The organism is Shouchella rhizosphaerae, from assembly GCF_900142675.1.
Classification (GTDB): Bacteria; Bacillota; Bacilli; order Bacillales; family Bacillaceae_D; genus Shouchella; species Shouchella rhizosphaerae.
The window spans coordinates 73,550-89,835 of the sequence record NZ_FRBS01000002.1; the positions used below are offsets into that span (position 1 = coordinate 73,550).

At 42.4% G+C, this 16,286-nt stretch carries 16 protein-coding genes; 6 read left to right on the forward strand and 10 right to left on the reverse strand.

All coding sequences use genetic code 11. The features are described from left to right. Positions 1 to 67: 67 nt before the first annotated feature. Positions 68 to 529, reverse strand: a complete 462-nt coding sequence (locus BUC05_RS06445) for a hypothetical protein (protein WP_011248889.1) — start codon at positions 527 to 529, stop codon at positions 68 to 70. Positions 530 to 781: 252 nt separating this feature from the next. On the opposite strand from BUC05_RS06445, the gene BUC05_RS06450 reads away from it, so the two are divergent. Both BUC05_RS06450 and BUC05_RS06455 read left to right on the forward strand, forming a co-directional pair. Further along, positions 782 to 1,405: a CGNR zinc finger domain-containing protein gene (locus tag BUC05_RS06450; protein WP_035205737.1), complete on the forward strand. Its 624-nt coding sequence runs from the start codon at positions 782 to 784 to the stop codon at positions 1,403 to 1,405. A gap of 83 nt (positions 1,406 to 1,488) precedes the next feature. After that, positions 1,489 to 1,917: a DUF1801 domain-containing protein gene (locus BUC05_RS06455; protein WP_011248887.1), complete on the forward strand. Its 429-nt coding sequence runs from the start codon at positions 1,489 to 1,491 to the stop codon at positions 1,915 to 1,917. A gap of 106 nt (positions 1,918 to 2,023) precedes the next feature. On the opposite strand, the gene BUC05_RS06460 is transcribed toward BUC05_RS06455, so the two are convergent. The 6 genes from BUC05_RS06460 to BUC05_RS06485 all read right to left on the reverse strand — a co-directional run bounded on the left by BUC05_RS06460 (position 2,024) and on the right by BUC05_RS06485 (position 8,994). Continuing rightward, positions 2,024 to 3,052 (reverse strand): DUF4179 domain-containing protein, encoded by a 1,029-nt coding sequence (locus BUC05_RS06460; protein ID WP_073304367.1) that lies wholly within the window; start codon positions 3,050 to 3,052, stop codon positions 2,024 to 2,026. Next, the gene (locus tag BUC05_RS06465; protein WP_011248885.1) at positions 3,036 to 3,575 is read right to left on the reverse strand and encodes a sigma-70 family RNA polymerase sigma factor; all 540 of its coding nucleotides are present in this window, start codon (positions 3,573 to 3,575) and stop codon (positions 3,036 to 3,038) included. Before BUC05_RS06465 ends, BUC05_RS06460 begins: the two co-directional genes overlap by 17 nt. A gap of 406 nt (positions 3,576 to 3,981) precedes the next feature. Continuing rightward, positions 3,982 to 5,028, reverse strand: a complete 1,047-nt coding sequence (locus BUC05_RS06470) for an LLM class flavin-dependent oxidoreductase (RefSeq protein WP_073304368.1) — start codon at positions 5,026 to 5,028, stop codon at positions 3,982 to 3,984. Positions 5,029 to 5,058: 30 nt separating this feature from the next. Then, positions 5,059 to 6,102, reverse strand: a complete 1,044-nt coding sequence (locus BUC05_RS06475; protein WP_244153288.1) for an LLM class flavin-dependent oxidoreductase — start codon at positions 6,100 to 6,102, stop codon at positions 5,059 to 5,061. A gap of 2 nt (positions 6,103 to 6,104) precedes the next feature. Next, complete coding sequence (locus tag BUC05_RS06480) at positions 6,105 to 7,535, reverse strand: 4-hydroxyphenylacetate 3-hydroxylase family protein (RefSeq protein ID WP_073304370.1); 1,431 nt, start codon at positions 7,533 to 7,535, stop codon at positions 6,105 to 6,107. Then, entirely contained in the window at positions 7,501 to 8,994 is a 1,494-nt protein-coding gene (locus BUC05_RS06485; RefSeq protein ID WP_073304371.1) for a 4-hydroxyphenylacetate 3-hydroxylase family protein, read from the reverse strand. The genes BUC05_RS06480 and BUC05_RS06485 overlap by 35 nt, the downstream gene beginning before the upstream one ends. A gap of 318 nt (positions 8,995 to 9,312) precedes the next feature. On the opposite strand from BUC05_RS06485, the gene BUC05_RS06490 reads away from it, so the two are divergent. The 4 genes from BUC05_RS06490 (at position 9,313) to BUC05_RS06505 (ending at position 11,970) form a co-directional block, all read left to right on the forward strand. Continuing rightward, positions 9,313 to 10,155 (forward strand): MetQ/NlpA family ABC transporter substrate-binding protein, encoded by an 843-nt coding sequence (locus BUC05_RS06490; protein WP_073304372.1) that lies wholly within the window; start codon positions 9,313 to 9,315, stop codon positions 10,153 to 10,155. Positions 10,156 to 10,184: 29 nt separating this feature from the next. Beyond that, positions 10,185 to 10,943: a methionine ABC transporter ATP-binding protein gene (locus BUC05_RS06495; RefSeq protein WP_073304374.1), complete on the forward strand. Its 759-nt coding sequence runs from the start codon at positions 10,185 to 10,187 to the stop codon at positions 10,941 to 10,943. Then, entirely contained in the window at positions 10,936 to 11,598 is a 663-nt protein-coding gene (locus BUC05_RS06500) for a methionine ABC transporter permease (RefSeq protein ID WP_073304376.1), read from the forward strand. Before BUC05_RS06495 ends, BUC05_RS06500 begins: the two co-directional genes overlap by 8 nt. Positions 11,599 to 11,694: 96 nt before the next feature. Next, positions 11,695 to 11,970 (forward strand): DUF3986 family protein, encoded by a 276-nt coding sequence (locus BUC05_RS06505; RefSeq protein ID WP_073304377.1) that lies wholly within the window; start codon positions 11,695 to 11,697, stop codon positions 11,968 to 11,970. Between the two features lie 195 nt (positions 11,971 to 12,165). On the opposite strand, the gene BUC05_RS06510 is transcribed toward BUC05_RS06505, so the two are convergent. The 3 genes from BUC05_RS06510 to allD all read right to left on the reverse strand — a co-directional run bounded on the left by BUC05_RS06510 (position 12,166) and on the right by allD (position 16,191). Continuing rightward, complete coding sequence (locus BUC05_RS06510; protein WP_035205739.1) at positions 12,166 to 12,666, reverse strand: GNAT family N-acetyltransferase; 501 nt, start codon at positions 12,664 to 12,666, stop codon at positions 12,166 to 12,168. A 129-nt stretch (positions 12,667 to 12,795) separates the two neighbouring features. Beyond that, positions 12,796 to 14,805, reverse strand: a complete 2,010-nt coding sequence (locus BUC05_RS06515; RefSeq protein ID WP_063608899.1) for a methyl-accepting chemotaxis protein — start codon at positions 14,803 to 14,805, stop codon at positions 12,796 to 12,798. Between the two features lie 348 nt (positions 14,806 to 15,153). Next, a complete protein-coding gene (gene allD / locus BUC05_RS06520; RefSeq protein ID WP_073304378.1) occupies positions 15,154 to 16,191 on the reverse strand; it encodes an ureidoglycolate dehydrogenase in 1,038 nt (345 codons plus the stop codon). Between the last annotated feature and the right edge of the window lie 95 nt (positions 16,192 to 16,286).

Consider the following 16,286-nt stretch of genomic DNA (forward strand, 5'->3'; position numbering starts at 1 on the left):
CTGCCTAATAACTGGGCGGGCTCTTTTTCTTGGTGTACCGATAACTAGGTAATACCAAACCTTCGTTCTACCCATTAACTACTTTTAACATTTGCCGAATCGCTCCTAGATGATAGGCGGAATGGGCGAGGGAAGCTACCATTTCATTGGCCTTTCGTTCATTCCATTCGGCATCGTCCACCAATTGCAAAAGAGTTACGTATTCATTTCGCAATCCTGCTTGAATATGATTCCACTGCTGTTCATCTACTGAATGAATGGTCCAACTCTTGCCCCAATCCATTTCTGGTTGTTTTCCTTTTTTTAACGTTTCATTGGTTCCCCATAGATAGTAGCGAATGTGGTCCGTGTGTGCAGCCAATGTTGTTCCATAAACGGATCGGGAAGCTAGGTCGCTCGACATCCCTTCCAGTACACCGAAAATTCCCGAATTCGGTTCAGCCTCTGTGAACCAACTTCCTTTTGCTTCCGGTCCTTCAAATGTTTCCTTTATTAACGTTTTAACCGAGTTTCTTACTATTTCGTTCATGTTTAGCCCTCCATAAATGTTTGTTGTCCATCCAATCAACTGCCAACGGAAAACCGACTATGGTCAGGTCAAAAAGTCGATTGGTAACACCTCTTTTCATGTTCTGTCCAGTATTGTTCATAGATGTGTATAACCTTCTATAATTACTTTGGTGGTTATATTATCGATTAGTTGCTTCTAACTGTCAATAGCTTTTATAATGGTTATAAGAAAAATTCAAATGTTATTTACGGTCACACAAGGAGAAGTCACATGTCTGATATAAATAAAGATGTACACGAGCACGAGTTACTTGGCGGACGTTTGTGTTTGGATTTTGCGAATACAGTAAGCTGGCACGATAGCAGTGAGAAATCACAGGAGTTGCTGACGAGTTATGAAAGATTAGTGAACTGGAGTTTGCATGCTAATATTCTTAACAAACGGCAAGCGCTTTCGCTGCTGGAAAAAGCAGAAAATCAACCTGCTAAGGCGAAAGAAGTTCTCCAACAAGCGATTGAGCTGCGGGAATCGATTTACCATGTTTTTAGTCTTGTATCGATCAATGAAATGCCAGATGATCACGATCTTTCTATTTTGAATGAGGCTTTAGGCCATGCTTACGGAAGAATGCAAATAGTACCTAGTGGGACTACATTTTCATTGGAATTTTTAAACGGTGAAGACACATTAGATGGTATGCTTCCGCCGATTGTTAAGTCTGCTATAGACGTGCTGACTTCTGAAAAAGAACGGAGCAGGGTGAAAAAGTGTGAAGGGGATCCATGTGGTTGGCTGTTTTTAGATACAAGCCGCAATCGCAGCAGACGTTGGTGTTCTATGGCAGACTGCGGGAATCGGGCCAAAGCCAAGCGATTTTATCATAATAGAAAATAATAACGCGTAAGACTCCACAAAGGAGTGCACGTTTCCTGAATACCAGAAAACGAGCAACCTATCAACAAAAAGGGTGAAGGCAAATGAAGAAGGCTAAAACAATTGAAACCAATGCTAGCGTCGCTGAATTTATTGAACGTGTTGAAAGCCCATCGAAGCGGGAGGATGCATACAAACTTCTTGCGATTTTTTCGGAAACGACAGGGTATGAAGCAAAGATGTGGGGGCCGAGCATTATTGGTTTTGGTTCATACCATTACGTGTACAAATCTGGGCATGAAGGGGATGCGCCACTCGTTGGTTTTTCACCGAGAAAAGCAAAAATCAGTTTGTATGTTGCTTGTGAGGAAACGAAAAAACAACAACTGCTTAAGAACTTCGGAAAACATACGGCTGGAAAATCGTGCGTGTATATTAATAAAGTGGCCGATATTGATATAGAAGTATTAAAGTCGCTAATTAAAGAAACAGTCCAATTTTTAAGAGCGACATATCCAGATGGCCAAAAGTAGTGAGGATTCGGTAAGTGGGCCCAATAAAGAACGTGGCAGCCCTACGCGCTGATCCATTACGCGATAGAACTGCCACATGTTCTCCAGTCTAATATTTCCTAAAGGGCTATGGAATCTCGATTTCAAATGGTTCAAACGTAATATTGTAAGGTTCGATGGCGACTTCTTCGTGCTCTTCCATGTGTTCGTCTGTTTCTCCTATGCGGTCTGGCGTGATGAGGACTGGGGTGACAACCACTTTGTTGACAGAGGGATCTAGCGGATCAAACATTTTCGTGCCTTGGACTGTCCAGACCCCATCTACAAAATCTCCACTAATATCGCCAGAATAAGAAGGGATCGTATTGCCATCTTGGTCAACAAGTTCAAATTCCAAATCGTAAATAGGCAAGGAAAGGTCTGTTGAATCGCCTTCCTGAGAAGCGGAATACGTTAAGCTTGTTGAGGTTTGGCTTAAAGACAACGACTCGACGTCAAGTTCGATTCCTTCCGATTGTTGACTAGCATGGACGGCAATTTGATTGCTATCAAGCTGGTCTACCGTTTCGGAAAAATAATACGTATCCCCGTTGCCATTCTCTAAAATGAGACCGAATTCAAATGAGTCAGAATCAACCTCTTCCGCCTCAATTTCATAAATGTGTTTTTGTTCAATCGCGCTAATTTGTTGTATTTCTTCCCTTGCTGAAAACCCTGAAGAAGGCTTGCCGTTTATGACGGGTTGTATGGTGAAATCGGAATCTTTTTCAGTAAGCGGTTCGTCCGATTTAACGGTAAATCCTAAGGAGATACGAGTTTGGTCATACAACAGCTCTTCTAATGTGACAGCTACTCCATGAATGGTCTGTGTTTCATCTAATCCCTTTGTCAATCCTTGTTCACTTGCTTGCTTAAGTCGCTCATCTTCTGAAACGCTAAAGACAGAGCCTATTACCGGAATTTGTGAAAGGCTATTGGCCAATGCAGGAGAAAAGTAAGCTGAGCCAAAAAGAAGCGCGATTGCAGCAGCTGAAGCGCCAAAGCTGTAAGCCCACGGTTTCCAACTTGCCTTTTTCGCTTTTTCTGCCTTCAAAATTCCTTGGCGAATGGCATGCTCGACTTCTTGTTTGATCTGTTTATCAAATGATGGTTCCATGCAAACGTTCGCTCCTCTCAAAATAGGCTTTCATCCGTTTTCTCCCTCGAAGCAGGTAGGATTTGATGGTTGATTGTGGTTTTTTCATAATCTCGGCCACTTCTTTGATAGGGAGGTCGTGGTAATAATGCAGAATAATGGCCGACTGGTATTTTTGATCGAGATCGAGAAGCGCGGCTGATAACGTTGAAGCATGTGCGGGTGCTTCTTGATGGCCTTCTAACTTTTTAAATAGGTCCGCGTCTTCAAAGGGGATCATTTTCTTTTGTTTTTGCAGCAGTTGGTAGCATTCACGAATGAGAATTTTTGTCACCCACGTCATGAAATATTGTGGATGGTTCAATTTGTGAATCGATAAGTATGCTTTGCAGCTAGCCTCTTGAATGGCATCAAGGGCATCATTATGTTGGTTGGTGTATTTCATGGCGGTATAGTAAAGCTTTTCATAATGAGCCATTAACAAAGATTCAAAAGCGGCTACGTTGCCGCTAATTGCTTTTCGTGCGAGCTCTTCGTCTGTCATAGGCTGTGCCTCCTTTCTACTACTTAGAGGGCGTTATGTCGTCAAAAGGTTGCACTTTCAAAAAAAAACTGACTTAGAGTCAGAAGTGAAGAGAGGGTCTAAGAGGGGCTTACGATTTTAAACAAAGATATGGCGGTTTTTCCTACTTTCATATCATGCCACCAACTCGGTTGAAAAGGTACGTCTTTTTTTGGCATCGTAGATTGTCCGCACTTATTGTGTATTAATCTCTATTCCTTTTTTATTGTCCAATTAAGTGTAACCTATTATCCACAGTGCTTGAAGAGAAGTACGGGGTGGAAGGTAAACGTGAGGCTATCAGGAGGAAATGTTGGATGGGGTAGTTAAACAGATGAAACTCAAAATAAAGGTCAGCAGTACCCTTTTACTACTGACCTTCCGATTCTTAAAACGAAACCTTTTCCTTTAACAATGGTGCAACATGCTCAAAAAACAAAGGGACTTCTTGAGATGCTTGCCTAAATGTTAGCAGCACTTTGTCAATGCCAATCGCTTCTAACTGTTGAATTTTAGCTGCGACTTCTTCATAGCTACCGATTAACCCGGTTCGGAATCCCTCGTTATTGGCAACGAAGTCGCTTAACGTTGTTGCGTTTTTCCACATTCCTTTCGTTTGTTTGCGATTTTTGAATTGGGAAATTGCCGATTGATCCGCATTTTCAATGATCATTTCATATTCTTTCAGTGCTTCTTCTCTCGTTCGGCGGGCGATCACGAAGGCATTGACGGAAAACTTTACTGCGCGTTGATGCTTGGCTGCCACCGTTGAGACATTGTGCATTTGCTCCTGTAGTTCTTCAATCGGTGCCCCGTTCATAAAATAAATATCGGATAAGCGCCCAGCCATTTCTTGTGCATCACTAGAATTACCACCTTGGTAAATGGCTGGATATGGCTTTTGAATAGGCTTAGGCGTTAAAGTGGCATGGCTGATTTGATAATAGTTTCCCTTAAATGAAAAGTCATCTTCAGTCCATAAGCCTTTTAAGACTTCCAAGTATTCAGCAGAGCGTTTATATCGCTCATCATGGTCAATCCATTGTAAGCCAAACATTTCTTGCTCTTCTTTAAACCAGCCGCTGACAAGGTTAATGTGAAAGCGCCCATTCGAAATTATATCAATCGTTGAACTAAGTTTTGCTAATGTAGCAGGATGAAAAAATCCAGGCAAGACAGCGGCGATAAAATGAATATTTTTGCTTTCGCTTGCTAGAGCGGAAATGACAGTAAGTGGATCAAGCTGTCCGCCGTCTGTGAGGTGACCACCAATATTTCCTTTAAAACGAACAGGAAAAAGAATAGAGTCGACCTGACATTGTTCAGCTATTTTTACGAGCTTTCGATTGTAGTCCATGCCTCCGTCAGCTTCTTGTTCGATATTGGCTCGAAGAAACCCTCCAGCCAAATTGGCACCCCATATCGCGTATTTCATCTCATTTCACCTCTTTATTAATTTAGCTTCCTACTCTTTGAATAGTGGCAAAACAGTATTCCCAAATATCTCTGCTTCTTCAACATGAGGGAAGCCAGACAAGATGAAGTGATCGATACCTGCATCAACGTAGTCCTGCAAGCCTTCACGAATTTGTGAGGGTGTCCCGACAAGGGCGGTGCCGGCACCTTTGCGAATGCGGCCGATTCCTGACCAGCCATACTTATCGAAGCGTTCACTTTCTTTTGTTAACTCATTCATTCTCGTTTGCGCAATCGAGTCTGTCGTTTCATAATAATGGTTCATCCGGCTTTGTATCGATTGATCAATTTTACTAATGATATTATGAGCGGCTGCCCATGCCTTTTCCTCTGTTTCACGAACAACGACATGGAGACGGACCCCGTTTTCTAGTTTTCTGCCATACGCTGAGGCTCGTTGTTTTACATCTTCAAGTTGCGCTTTCACTTGCGCAACCGGCTCACCCCATTGGAGATATATATCAGCATATTTCGCTGCTACATCTTTGGCTATGTCAGATGATCCACCAAAGTAGATAGGGATTTGCGGTAACGTTTCAATTGGTGGTGAAATCGTACCTTGTTTAACGGTGAAATGTTTACTGTCATGATCAAAGCAAGTTTCATTCCACGATTTTAAAATGACATCAAGGAATTCACCTGTACGCTTGTAACGCTCATCGTGGGCCACGAAATCTCCATCCTGACCTAATTCCTTCGCAGATCCTCCTGTGACAATATTGACGAGAACCCTATTGCCAGAAAATTCATTTAGTGTTGCAGCCATTTTAGCAGCAACTGTAGGAGAGATAAATCCTGGGCGGAAGGCAACCAATGGTTTAATTGATTTTGTGTTATGGACAATTGCCGAGCCAACCATCCATGAATCAAGAAACGGGATTCCAGTTGGGATCAGTATTCCTTCAAATCCTGCAGCCTCTGCTGTTTGCGAAACTTTTACAATATAATCAATTGTTGGCTTTCGATCTGGTTTCTTCAAGCCTAAATAATATCCATCTCCATTTGTCGGAACGTACCAATAAAAGTGGGGCATGTTCATTTTTCTCCTTTGTTAAGTGCAAGGTTTGCAAAGTCAATCAGTTGCTGTTTTCTTTGATAAGTATTGTATTGAACTGCATACGTTCTTACCGGGTCTCCTGAATAAAAACGTTCGTATAGTTCGTGTCTTGAAGCAAGCGAGCTCCCGACTAAATCCCATGTTAATTTCATTAACGCAGTCCGTTCTTTGGCGGATGTGTGCGTGCCTTTGTAGTATTTCTTGAGCAACGAACCGATTGGGCCATTTAGCTCAGCGGTTTGAGATGGGGATTGTAACAAACCACCTGCGCCAACTTGTTGAATGATTTCAAGCGCTCGTGGGTAAAAGCGAGTTCCTAGATTACGAGCGGTTGCAAGTGAATCTTGATCTGGTAAAAGAACACCGTTGTGGAATGCTGCTTTTTGCTCAGAAGCGTAAAGGAGAGCCTTGATTGATTCAAGCTGAATAATCAATTCAGCGAGCTTCTCTTTAACATGAAGGAAGGTGGTTACTCCAGCTGTTTCTGCTAGTTCATCACCTATGGCGACAAGGCTTTCGAGTTTACTGACGAGCCTCACAACGGTTTGATGTTGACTTAAAAGGGCAGATGCACGATCGGTCCGTAGTTTCCACGCTAAGTCAGGATCTTCATAGACAAGAACACGCTCCCATGGAATAAAGACGTTATCAAACACGAGCACCGCATCCATCTCATCAAATTGTGAACTAATAGGGTGGTCGGTGATATCCTGCTTTGCAAAGGATTCCCGACAAACAATTTGCAAGCCATTAGCATTTGTCGGAACGACAAAAACATTGGCAAACGCTTTTTCTTTCTCGCTGCGGCGGTGGTAAGAAAAAATCAGTAATTCATCGACATAAGGTGCAGCAGTCGCAATCATTTTCGCTCCTTTTACAAACACGCCTTGTTCCGTTTTTTTTGCCACATGTAGAATCGTTGAATTGTCAGAGCGATGTTGTTTGGAGCGGTCTATTTGTGGATCATGACCAGCGGCGGTTGATAACAGGTCGAAATCACGAGATTGACGATAGTAGTGTTCAATTTTTTTAACAAACTCTGGATGTGTAGAGGCATAGGCAGAGCGATTCGCGTACCAGCCCGTAATAAGTGAGCGCGAATATTCGGATAAGCGGCTCATGACACCAAAAGTTTCATCTGCCCAGAGTTGGTACGCTTGCCGTTTTTTTGCTAAATCTTCTTTTGAACGTGGGATGAGATAGGACAGATGAGCGGATTTCCCTTCATCCGTTTGATACATTAAACTCGCTTTAGTGGCCTGCTTTGTTTGTAGCTGGAGCAAAGAGTCAATTGTGTTAATTGTTCCTCTAAAATCAGGATGGGTAGCAATATCTGTAATGATTTCCCCATGTAACCATACATTACGGCCATCATTAAGGCGTTGTTGATATTGGAGTGGTTGACTCATGATACAACTCCTCCCTCTTTTTAATCGTTTCTTGAAAACGAGCGAGTTTCTTTTTTAATTTGGACTTATCGTAACGCTCGTATTGCTGGGCGAATGTCCGAATTGGATCACCTGTATAGAAGCGTTCATATAAGTCGTGACGAGAGCCTAATGTACTGCCAATTAACTCCCAGCCAAGTTGAAAAAGAGCTGTTTTGGCTTCTGCTTCTAGTTGGGTACTTCTATAATATTTATTAAAAAGAGGTGACAAGGCATGATTGCCTCCAATTGGGGCAGAAGGGACTTGTATAAAGCCGCCCGCACCAATTAATTTTAAAACTTCGATCGCACGTGGGTAAAAACGTGTTCCCAGGTTTCGTGCTGTTTGTAGTGGAACCGAATCTGGGAGATATACCGATTGGTCGTTTAGTTGTCCCTGGCCTTCAGCTGCTAGAAGAAGCGCCTCAATCGTATCAACTTGGGTATAAAGCTCACCAAGCTTCTCTTGAACGTGTAAATGATGGTCAGCGCCAATTGCTTGAGCAGTTGCTGTTGCCACACCAGCAACAAACTCCAACTTAGTCAATAGCCGCACGACCGTTTGGTGATGAGCGAGCTGGTTTAATTGTTGGTGTTGTTGGGCTTGAAACACACCTTCAGCAGATCCGCGAATAAGAACGCGCTCCCAAGGGATCAAGACGTCATCAAAGAGGAGGACCGCATCCATCTCATCAAAGCGACTGCTCAGTGGGTACCTTGCTTGATCTGTTTCGGCAAAGGATCTGCGGCAGACAATCTGCAAACCGGGTGCATTTAAATTTAGTATAAACATATTGTTATACTCAGTTTTGTTGGCATTTAATTTCTGATGAGGCATAATGATCACTTCATGTGCATAGGGAGCGGCAGTCGCAATCATTTTGGCTCCGCGAACAATGACCCCTCCTGCTGTTTCTTTGACGACACGGAGCAAAGCGTCCTTGTCATCAAGTTCGTCACTTTGTTTCGAACGATCAATTTGCGGATCAAGAATCGCTGTCGTTACAACTCGCCGTTGATCACGAGTCTGCTCATAAATCGCTGTTATTTTCTTACTAAAACCACAATCGAATTGTTGAAAGTAATCTCGATCAATATAGTAACCAGTCAGCAATGAGTTCGCATAATCAGATAAACGACTCATCACCCCAAATGTTTGTCTTGACCAGTTTGTATAAGCGGCTCGCTTTTGCAGTAAATCATCTAGTGAGTGCGGAATTTGAAAGGCACGGTGGACGTAATGGTTTACTGCTGGACTTGGAAAGCCTACTGTTGAGCGAATCTCTTCGTCGTCTAAGCTATTGATCAATGAAGAGACGGTGTTTATTGTTCCGGAAAAAGCTGGGTGAGTGCTTATATCTTTAACTAACTCACAATCTAACCAAACGTTCCTTCCGTCATTTAAGCTGCTAATATAGTCATTATTCGTTTCATTAACCATAAAACTCCAACCCCTTTAACAAAAAAATCCTTGCCTGAATAGATAAATTCAAGTCAAGGCTATCGGTTGTCCGGTAAGCGCTATGGTTTAATTCAAAGCTTAAGAAAAGGAGGCTCTCCATTTTTCTTATTATACTAATCATATAACACATGGCGGTCAAGTGTGAATTAATATTGAAATGGGATGAATCAACTGCTATAATCCATTTAATCCAATTGGATAACTGTATATTAAGGCGCCTACCGGATAACCGGCGGCATGAACAATCACATGTTCATGCTTTTTTTAATGCGTAAATGTGCTGAGGAGGTTATAGGGATGAACAAACGGTTCCTGTGTAAACTGGCGATAACACTAGGATTATTAGTAGGTGTAATTGGTTGTGGTGCAAATGATACGAGTATAGGGGGTGAATCGCAAGACGATTCAAAAGAAATTACGATTGGGTTCACACCTGGACCATATAGTGATCAAGTTAAAAAGGGAATTGAGCCAATACTTTCAGAAAAAGGTTATACAATCAACTACCGTGAATTTAGCGATATTGCACAACCAAACTTTGCATTAGCGGAAGGTTCACTTGATGCTAATATTTTTCAACACACGGCTTATTTTGAGAACTTCAAATCTGAAAATAACCTCGAATTGACAGAGGTCATCAAAGTACCAACCGCACCAATCGGAATCTATTCGGATAAACATCAGAGCTTGGAGGAAATTAGTGATGGATTCAAAATTGCGATGCCGAATGATCCACCTAATGTCGCGCGAGCTTTACGGGTACTTGAAGTAATTGATTGGGTGGAATTGAAAGACAATTATGACCCAATTACTGTCTCGAAAATTGATATTGTGGCTAAGAAAGTAGATTTTGAATTTGTTGAAGTAGAACAAGCACAATTACCACGAACCTTGCCAGATGTCGATTATGCGTTTATTAACGGGAACTTTGTCTTAGCATCAGGGCGGTCGCTATCAACGGCACTTCAGTTGGAGGAGCCCCCGTTTGAATATCAAAATTTAGTTGCTGTACGTACGGAAGATGTCGATAAGCAATTTGTCAAAGATTTAATCGAGGCTTATCAGTCATCAGAGTTTCAAGAAGTGATTGAAACCGACCCAAGTTTTGAAGGATTCCACCGTCCAGATTATTTTCAGTAATTCAACATTACGTTGCGAGGAGGATCGTAATGATTACATTTGAGAATATTAGTAAATCGTTTCAGTTTAAAGGAGATGTTATTGACGCAGTTAAGAATGTTGATTTACATGTGAAGGAAAAAGAAATCTACGGCATTATTGGCTTTAGTGGAGCAGGGAAGTCGACGCTGTTGCGAATTGGGAATTTGCTAGAGCAGCCGACTGAAGGAAATATGTTTATTGATGGAAAAGCATTAAATCATTTGTCTCCCAAACAACTTCGTCAAGAGCGACATAAGATCGGTTTCATTTTTCAAGGGTTTAATTTACTTGCTAATCGGACGGTTGGCGGTAATGTAAGCTTAGCACTTGAATTTGCAAAGGTTCCGAAAAAGGAAAGAGAGATGATTGTCAAAGAAGTGCTAGCCGTCGTTGATTTAACAGATAAAATTGATCGGTATCCTTCACAATTATCGGGCGGACAAAAGCAACGGGTCGCGATTGCCCGAGCGATTAGCACACGTCCAAAAGTGTTGCTCTGTGATGAGCCAACATCGGCTTTGGATCCCCAAACGACACAATCAATTCTCTCTTATTTGAAGAAGATCAATTATCTATATGGAGTTACGATTTTATTGGTTACTCATGAAATGGAGGTTATTCGTAAACTTGCTGATCGAGTTGCTGTGATGGAAAAAGGTAACATTGCTGAAGAATTACAGTTAACCGCGGGACCTGAGTTTGCTAAAACAAAGATTGGCAGAATCTTATTGCAAAGAGCGGAAAATGAGGTGAGTATTAATGCTTGAATCGCTTGAACCTTATTTACCAGAAATTTATCTTGGGATTGGCCAAACATTCCTCATGCTTGGAATTTCACTTAGTGCGGCGGTTTTACTCGGCTTGCCGTTGGGGTTAATTACGTTTCTAACTGCAAAAGATCAGTTACTTGCCCAAAAGGCGGTTAATCTAGTTTTAAACTTTGTTATTAATATCGTTCGTTCCTTTCCGTTTATCATTTTATTAGTGGCGATGATTCCATTCACACGGGCGATACTTGGCACAACCGTTGGACCGCTAGCGGCTTCAGTTCCGTTATCAATTGCCGCGATTTTCTTTCTTGCCCGTCTTGTCGAGCAATCATTGCGAGAAATTCCAAAAGGAACAATTGAAGCAGCCATTGCGATGGGAGGGCATCCTCTTCATATTATTTGGAAAGTATTGCTTGTAGAAGCGCGATCTGGTCTTTTGCTCGGATTAACGGTTACAGCGGTTTCCTTTATTTCGTATTCAGCGATTGCGGGTGTTGTTGGCGGAGGTGGAATTGGCGATTTAGCAATCCGTTATGGATATTACCGATTCCAAACAGATATTATGATTATTACTGTTATTTTACTTGTGATCCTTGTGCAATCTGTTCAATTTCTTGGAAATTATCTTGCCGCTAAAATTGATAAAAGATAAGGAAGATACCGTTCTGTAAAAACAGGAGGAAAGAATGTCTTGCACTATCATGTGCTACCATTTTATACTATTTTTTAAAAAGTCGGTGGTACTATAATGTTATTTGAAGATAATGTACATTTGCATGTAGGCTATTATGAAAATGGTTACGATTTAGAGGGGATTTTCCTAAAAGTTTATAATAAAGACATTTGGTGTTTATTCTATAATGACGAAACAAATGATATTCGCCTTCCAGATAAACTCGCCTATCCGTATATTAATGACTTTGGTAACTTGATAGGGATATACAATATTCGTGATGAGGTTTTAACAATGGAATATGGCAATGATCTATTTAAAGATTTTTTAAAGTTATTGAACATGATTTAAATAGTGTTTTTATGATAAACAAGGACTTCAGAACGGCGACAGAAGAGGGAAGTCCATAAGTTCGTAAAGTCATAAAGAATCGTAACAAGTAAGCTGACTTTAAGTCATATTGCTGGTCATAGATGCTGTCAGAAATGCGATTTAAAAAAAGAAAAAGCACCAAGTCATGAGACTTTGACTTGGTGCTTTTGCCTTTTAGTGATCAACGAGTTCTTTTTCCATAATATAGTCATCCATCACATAGCCATTGCCGATGTCGGCTATTTGTGTGCGTACTTTTTGAAAGCCTTTTTTCTCATAGACAGCGATGGAGTCTTTATTATGGCGGTTAACTGTCAGCCACATTTTTGTTAAACCGCGCTTTTGGCAGAGTGTTTCTAAAAAGGCAAATGCTTGGCTGGCATAGCCTTTTCCGCGGTGGCTTTTTTCGATGTAACATTTGCTAAGGAAGAGTTTCCCTTCTTCTTGCTTTGCGCCGATATAGCCTATTTTTTCGCCGTTAGCGATAAGAAAGTAATACTCGTATCCTTGCTTTTCGATTTGTTCAGTTATAGCTTGGACCGATTGAAATTTGTCTAGCATGTATGCAATTTGTTCATGTGAAATGATCGTTACATAATGTTGTTGCCAAATGTCTGCGCCTAAACGTGCTAACTCGCTAATATCGTTGCTTGTTTGTACTTGTTTGATGTCCACGATGATCGAACCATCCTTTGCGGAATAATGCTTGTATAGAGCTATATTACCTGATCTATTCCCTATTTGAAATAGACTTGCCTTGCCAAAAATGGCCCAGCGACATGGTTAAATCGCTGGGCTGCTTTTTTATTGCTGCTTGTCATCGATGTCAAACTGTTGCACTAACCCTTGGAGCTCTTCGGCAAATTGGGTTAAGTTTTCTACAGAAGCAGCGATTTCTTCCATTGAAGCAAGCTGTTCTTCTGTAAAGGCTGAAATGTTTTGGACGCTGGCGGACGACGTCTCTGAGATGGAAGCGAGATCGTCAAACGTGGCGACGAATGTTTCGCTTCCTTGGCCGATGCTGTTAATTAAGCTCGCGACTTCATGGACTTCCGCGGCCACGTTATCGACGAAAATTTTAATGTTGTGGAATGATTCGCCCGCAACGTTGACGACTTCAATCCCTTTTTCCACTTGTTCTTTGCTTGTTTCCATTTGTGCGACCGTTTGTTGGGCATCTTCTTGTGTTAATTGGATCATTTCACTAATCTCAACCGTAGCGGCGGCTGACTGGTCTGCCAGTTTTTTAACTTCGTTGGCGACGACGGAAAAGCCGCGGCCATCTTCGCCAGCGCGGGCAGCTTCGATCGCAGCATTGAGCGCAAGCAAATTCGTTTGGTCAGCAATGCTTTTGATCGTATCGGCCACTTTGTTAATTTCGATTGAACGTTGCCCGAGCCCCTCTACTTTTTGTGATAAGTTTCCTACTGTTTCCCTAATCTGCGTCATTTGTGAAATACTTGTGTTAATCGCCTTGTTGCCGTTTTCTACGAACTGGGCTGCCTCTTGAGCTGTTTGTTGAACACCGTCCGTTTTTTCGACTGCTTCATTGATGGAACCAGCCATTTTTTTCGCAATTCCTGCACTCTCGTTTACGCTGACAGCCTGTTTATCGACTCCGGTGGCCACTTCTTGCATCGAATTGGCAATTTGTTCGGTGGCACGTGTGTTTTCTCCGGAGATGGCCATGACTTCTTCAGCAGAAGCAGACAATTGGTGGGATTTGTCTTGAATATGGGCAATCATGGTTGCCAGGGCATTGCGCATTTTTTCAAATGACTTGCCTAATCTGCCGATTTCATCGTTTTGGTTTTTATCGACTTTAAAAGTTACGGACAAGTCCCCTTCACCCATTTTCTCGGCTGCTGTCGTGAGTCTCTGGATAGGGGAGACAATCGACCGTGTCAAAATGTAAACAAGGACGGCGCCGCCTAGTAAAGAAAGAAAAATGACGAATAAAGTCGTATTTAAAATTGGCGCTACTGCACGTTCAATCTCTGTTTCGTACATGGCAGAGACAATTTTCCAGCCTGTACGGTCATTCGTTGTATAATGAAGGTTGAGGTTTTCATCATCTGTTTCCGACTGGTAATCTAATTCGCCTTCTTCCGAGTCATGCAGCTGTAAGAAAAACTCACTCGCTTCGCTTCCTAACTCTTCATGTGGATGGGAAACATAAGCGTTATTCTGGTCAATAATAAACACGTATCCATTTTCACCGATGGAGATTGTTGATAGTAAATCGGTTATGGCGTCTAACTGCAAATTAAGGGCAGCGACGCCGTGTTCATCTGCTGTTGTTTTAGCGATTGTGACAACTGGTTCATTGGATGAATTGGAAATATAAGGGGCTGTGATAATCGTTTCCCCTGTTTGTTCCATCGCTTGCTGGTACCAAGGGCGTTCCCTTGGGTCATAGTCAGGAGGGTTCTGAAACGACGTCGGTTCGTTCATAAAATTTCCTGCTGTTGTCCCTACAAAGGTTTGCTCCACATGGTTTTTTGTTTCTTGAAACGTCTGCAACAAGGTGCGCTGCTCTTCTGTTTCTTCTTCTAAAAATGCTTCTGCGTCGCTTGCAAGGGCGACATATTCAATGTTTTCGATTTGCCCTTCTATAAATAAGTCGATTGTGCGATTAATGATTTGTAAACTTTCTTGATTTGCCTCGCTCATGCTCGAAATGATATTGCCCTTCGCACTTTGGTATGAGCTTATGCCAATAATGGCACTTGGAATGGCTAGCACAATGGCAAAGGCTGTAATGAGCTTTGCTTTTAAAGGCCAATGCTTAAGCGTCGTCCATTTGTTTTTCACGTTTTTTGCTCCCCTTCTATTGTTTTCCCCTTACGTTTAAAAATTCAACACTGTTATTATCGTCATCCGTTACCAATTTTTAAAGGGTTACAGCAGTTGCATATCGAAACAGATAACCTATTTTGGCGTGTTTAGAGCAAGTGAATTTTTATCGCATGGCTACAACAACATACTTCGTTTATGGGGATGGGGCATAAGGCAATCGGTAAATAGGCGCTGGCTATGGATAGGAGTCTTTTGTTTGCAGAGTTCGTGTTGTCCGAGGACTAAAGGAAAATAGACGTGGCATCTTCCTCTTTTAGATTCAAAAACTCCCCTAAGATAAACCTTAAGGGGAGGCGGAAATCGTTAAGAGTCTTGGCTTTTGGCACCGCTTTGCTGGCTTTCAATAAATGTCCAAACGTCTTTAGGCAAAGGAATCCCTTCTTTTTGTCTAGTTTCATAGGTGTTCGCTTCTGGATCGCCTGGGGCAAGCACTTGTGAGAACCCGTCAGCTGGCGGCACTTGGCGGAGTTCGCGAACCATTTGGTCGATTTGTGCAGAAAAAGAAACAGCAGGGGCAAATGCTTCTGTGTCAATCGCGATAAAGAAATGGCCTAAACGCCGGTACTGGTCATAATCGCCATACATTTTCGTAACGTGTGGACCGAACGCTGAGGCAGTCAATAACGCAGAAAAAATTTCAACAACCATGGCGAGCCCGTATCCTTTAGCGCCGCCAAATGGCAATAAATATGCGACTTCATTCGGATTGGTTGTCGTTTTCCCCTCTTTGTCAACGCCCCAGTTTGCGGGAATCGAGTTGCCACTTGCCTGGGCATTTAAAATTTTGCCAAATGCGGCTTCGCTTGTCGCAAAATCTAAAATAACCGGCTTTTCAGCCTCAGCAGGGAAGCCAAAAGCAATCGGGTTGGTGCCAAAGAAGGGCGCTTTCCCTCCAAAAGGGACAACGGCTTTGTCGGTTTGCGACATCGCGATCCCAATGACATTGCTGTGTGCGGCTTGTTGGACAAAGTAGGACAATGCGCCACAGTGGCTGCTGTTTTGTACAGCGACAGCGCCGATGCCGTTGTTTTTCGCAAGCTGGATGGCATGGTCCATCGCCTTTTTAGAAGCTGGGTGCCCGAGCCCATGGTCCGCGTCGTAAACAGCTGTTGACGGGGTTATTTGCTTGATCGCTGGCTGTGGGTCGGTCTTTAAGCCGCCAGCGGCAATTCGCTTTAAATAGTGTTCGACACGCATAACACCGTGTGAATCGACACCGCGCAAATTTGCATGGACAAGCACATCAGCGGCAATGTGGGCGTCTTCCTCGTTCACATTCGCGTTGATAAAGGCATTGGCAACCGCATATTGCAACTGTTTGGTTTGAATACGAATGGCCATAAAAACTCCTCCTTCATGAAAGCGTTTTACATTCTGCTGATTTCATACTACCATATTTGTATGGTAGTATGGTAGTGTATTAGTTGAAGAAGAAA

Bases quoted from the DNA above. Each gene is read 5' to 3' on its own strand.
- BUC05_RS06465 (WP_011248885.1), bottom strand. From the start codon at position 3,575: ATGACAGACGAAGAGCTCGCACGAAAAGCAATTAGCGGCAACGTAGCC.
- BUC05_RS06460 (WP_073304367.1), bottom strand. From the start codon at position 3,052: ATGGAACCATCATTTGATAAACAGATCAAACAAGAAGTCGAGCATGCC.
- BUC05_RS06490 (WP_073304372.1), top strand. From the start codon at position 9,313: ATGAACAAACGGTTCCTGTGTAAACTGGCGATAACACTAGGATTATTA.
- BUC05_RS06480 (WP_073304370.1), bottom strand. From the start codon at position 7,535: ATGAGTCAACCACTCCAATATCAACAACGCCTTAATGATGGCCGTAAT.
- BUC05_RS06470 (WP_073304368.1), bottom strand. From the start codon at position 5,028: ATGAAATACGCGATATGGGGTGCCAATTTGGCTGGAGGGTTTCTTCGA.
- BUC05_RS06500 (WP_073304376.1), top strand. From the start codon at position 10,936: ATGCTTGAATCGCTTGAACCTTATTTACCAGAAATTTATCTTGGGATT.
- allD (WP_073304378.1), bottom strand. From the start codon at position 16,191: ATGGCCATTCGTATTCAAACCAAACAGTTGCAATATGCGGTTGCCAAT.
- BUC05_RS06495 (WP_073304374.1), top strand. From the start codon at position 10,185: ATGATTACATTTGAGAATATTAGTAAATCGTTTCAGTTTAAAGGAGAT.
- BUC05_RS06505 (WP_073304377.1), top strand. From the start codon at position 11,695: ATGTTATTTGAAGATAATGTACATTTGCATGTAGGCTATTATGAAAAT.
- BUC05_RS06450 (WP_035205737.1), top strand. From the start codon at position 782: ATGTCTGATATAAATAAAGATGTACACGAGCACGAGTTACTTGGCGGA.
- BUC05_RS06475 (WP_244153288.1), bottom strand. From the start codon at position 6,102: ATGCCCCACTTTTATTGGTACGTTCCGACAAATGGAGATGGATATTAT.
- BUC05_RS06485 (WP_073304371.1), bottom strand. From the start codon at position 8,994: ATGGTTAATGAAACGAATAATGACTATATTAGCAGCTTAAATGACGGA.
- BUC05_RS06445 (WP_011248889.1), bottom strand. From the start codon at position 529: ATGAACGAAATAGTAAGAAACTCGGTTAAAACGTTAATAAAGGAAACA.
- BUC05_RS06455 (WP_011248887.1), top strand. From the start codon at position 1,489: ATGAAGAAGGCTAAAACAATTGAAACCAATGCTAGCGTCGCTGAATTT.